This window comes from Candidatus Cloacimonadota bacterium, from assembly GCA_034661015.1.
GTDB lineage: Bacteria > Cloacimonadota > Cloacimonadia > JGIOTU-2 > JGIOTU-2 > JAYEKN01.
Genome location: JAYEKN010000178.1, coordinates 1 through 2776, shown reverse-complemented (window position 1 = coordinate 2776; position 2776 = coordinate 1). Strand labels below are relative to the sequence as shown.

3 protein-coding genes are annotated in these 2776 nt (G+C 33.4%); all 3 read right to left on the bottom strand.

Annotation, left to right across the window (positions count from 1 at the left end):
* Window positions 1–459, bottom strand: a 459-nt coding sequence (locus tag U9P79_06785; protein ID MEA2104328.1) for a hypothetical protein, incomplete at its 3' end; no start/stop codon positions are given.
* On the bottom strand, window positions 446–1543 hold the full coding sequence (locus U9P79_06780) for a mannose-1-phosphate guanylyltransferase (GenBank protein MEA2104327.1): 1098 nt from the start codon (window positions 1541–1543) through the stop codon (window positions 446–448). The genes U9P79_06785 and U9P79_06780, both read right to left, overlap by 14 nt.
* An 8-nt stretch (window positions 1544–1551) precedes the next feature.
* On the bottom strand, window positions 1552–2190 hold the full coding sequence (locus U9P79_06775; GenBank protein MEA2104326.1) for an outer membrane lipoprotein carrier protein LolA: 639 nt from the start codon (window positions 2188–2190) through the stop codon (window positions 1552–1554).
* Window positions 2191–2776 lie beyond the last annotated feature (586 nt).

Here is a 2776-nt window from a genome sequence, read left to right as displayed (position 1 = left end):
ACTAATTATCGTCTGCATAAATTCATCAAGTTCTATCTGAGGTGCTTTTCCGGCGAGCATATTCAACGCAATTATAATATTATTAATTCCGCGATTGATCTTAATTATTTTATTTTCTCCATTCTGTTCAAAAGTAAGTTTTATCGTTTTCCGAGGTTTTAACTGAAACTCCATCTTTCGTAAAGAATTATAATTTATCGAAACGGTTTTTCTGAGGAGAAAACGTAGTTTCAAACTGTGTTCAGCAAAGAACAGCGAATTTACAGTAAATAAATTTTTATACATCACATTTCCAACTAAAACCAAGACGATAAAGGGAGCAACCTTTTTAAACCACTTATCAACTTGAGAGATGGGACCGGTGATAAAATAAATTGCCCAAACTAAAGCAAGAAGTCCAATCACTATTGAAACTGTTCGAAGAAAAATCGGGAATCGAAAAATTTTATTGTCTTGCATTCTTCCTCTTTTCTAAAATATTAACAATTCTTTTCACATCCTGTGCCTTATCTTTTTTACAAATCAGCAGAGCATCGGTTGTTTCGACAATAGCACAATCTTCAATTCCGATGATGGCAATCGGTTTATCTTTTTGGGTTGATAAAACGTAATTATTCTTTGAGTCAATACTAAGCGCTGCGGCAGAAAAGAAATTTCCATTTTCATCTTTGTCCATCATTTCCGCTACTGTTTTCCAGCTGCCAATGTCATTCCAATCAATATCCACCGGTATCACGACAGTGTTATCCGCCTTTTCCATCACACCGATATCAATCGGAATACTGGGAATATCTTTATATATTTTTGCAATTCCTGCCGGATCATCTGCAAGGCATTTTTTAATCTCACCTAATTTGAAATTAAGTTCGGGCATGAATTCCTCGAACGCCTGCAATATCGAATCAATCCGCCAAAGGAACATTCCACTATTCCAAGCAAAGTTTCCGGAAGCGATAAAATCTTTTGCCGTTTCCAAATCGGGTTTCTCTTTAAACTGCTTCACGTTATAGATGGGATATTCATCACGTTGGATAACTATCCTACGAGATTCATCGCTACTTATCTCTTTACCGGATTCGATATAACCGTAACCCGTAGCCGGATAATGGGGTTGAATTCCGAAAGTAAGTAGTTTTTTTTCTTCTTTCACGAAATTTGAGCAATAATCAATAATTTTCAAAAATTTTGTTTGCTTTCCGATAAAATGGTCTGCTGCAAGTACGAGCATGGTTTCTTCAGCAGGATATTTTTTATTGAGAATAATTGCTGCCAAACCAATACAAGCAGCTGTATTTCGACCATAAGGTTCTGAAATAATATTATCTTCAGGCAATTCGGGCAAATGTTTTCTTACAAGCGAGGCTTGTGAAATATTTGTAACCACATAAATATCTTCGCTTTTTATTTGTGGAAGGATTCGATCAACTGTTTGACGAATCATTGATTTTTCACCGAGAATATTTAAAAATTGTTTAGGATTTTCTTGTGTACTAAGAGGCCAAAAACGTGTGCCTATTCCACCTGCCATAATTAATGCGATCATAATCTTTCCTATTTTTGCGACTTCTTTCTGTTGTCAATCACTTGCACATCTTTCGGAATTTTTAGCAGAAATCGAGAGTCTGGAATTTCCTTATTTATTTTTGAATCTGAGAAATTGAAAAGCACCTCATTATCGTAGCTATCCTTATAAAAAAAACTTTTAATGAGAGAATCTTGTTTGGAAACTGTTATTGTAATTACCTTTAAATCATTCATCTCTTCGTTTGGTAAAAAAGAGAAAATATATGAATCGTCCAGTTCTTCTGTAGATTCAAGCGTACAAAAATTCATATATTCGTTTGCCAAAAACTTTGGTGAAATGAAATATTGCCATTCGCTCGAATCACCACCGATCAGCTGTTTTTTTTCAGGAAAATAAAAAACCAGTTCAGTATCAGTACCTAACATAATTTGATGTTCAGGCTGTAGATGTTCCAAAAGAATATTTTTATCTTTCACATACAAAACACCCGATGATTCATTACTCATGTCTTGTTCAGGCCAATAATTCCGTTGGGTAAAATTAACTTCCAAAGATTGAATCTTGTTAAAATAATCCAAATAACTTCTTAGAATCTTTCCGTCAGCAAACAAGATATTACAAACAAAAAGAAAAATTATCAATAAAACAAAGGTTAGTTTTTGCATAACAAATTCCTTATTTTTTCATTATAAAATTTTTATGATTCAAAATCATTTTGTTAATTGGATTTTTCAGAAGTGCATTATTTGTCAATCTTTTCAATATCTATTCGATTTTTGATGTTTTTTTATTAGCCCAGCCATTCATGGCTGGAAAAAAAACAAACGAAATAATCAAGGACGTTCACACCCTTATAAAACTTTTTGGAGTGCAACATCCGTGATGTTGCAGTGTTGTATAAAATATCACCCCTGTGAAATCCCAGTGAAATAAAATAGATAAAATCATTTCACGGGATAAATAAAAAAGATAAAAGCATTTCACTGGGCAGGCGGATATTTTACTCCAAAATGCGGTAAAATAATTTACCCGATTTTTTACCTGTCCGTAAACGGATAGGCTATTTTTTTTTGTGTATTTATGGTTGTTTTTTCACATTTCACGTTTCCCATTTCCCTTCTCCTTTCCCTTTTCCCTTCAGCGAATATACAAAATAAAAAAAGCCCCTACCGTCAAAAGTAACAGTAGGAGCATATTATTATATAGATTGAATAAAGAAGCTATCTGAGAAGTATAGTATTAATAATTTGC

What these genes read in the sequence shown, in the direction of transcription:
- U9P79_06780 (MEA2104327.1), bottom strand. Translation starts at nt 1,543, where the DNA reads ATGATCGCATTAATTATGGCAGGTGGAATAGGCACACGTTTTTGGCCT.
- U9P79_06775 (MEA2104326.1), bottom strand. Translation starts at nt 2,190, where the DNA reads ATGCAAAAACTAACCTTTGTTTTATTGATAATTTTTCTTTTTGTTTGT.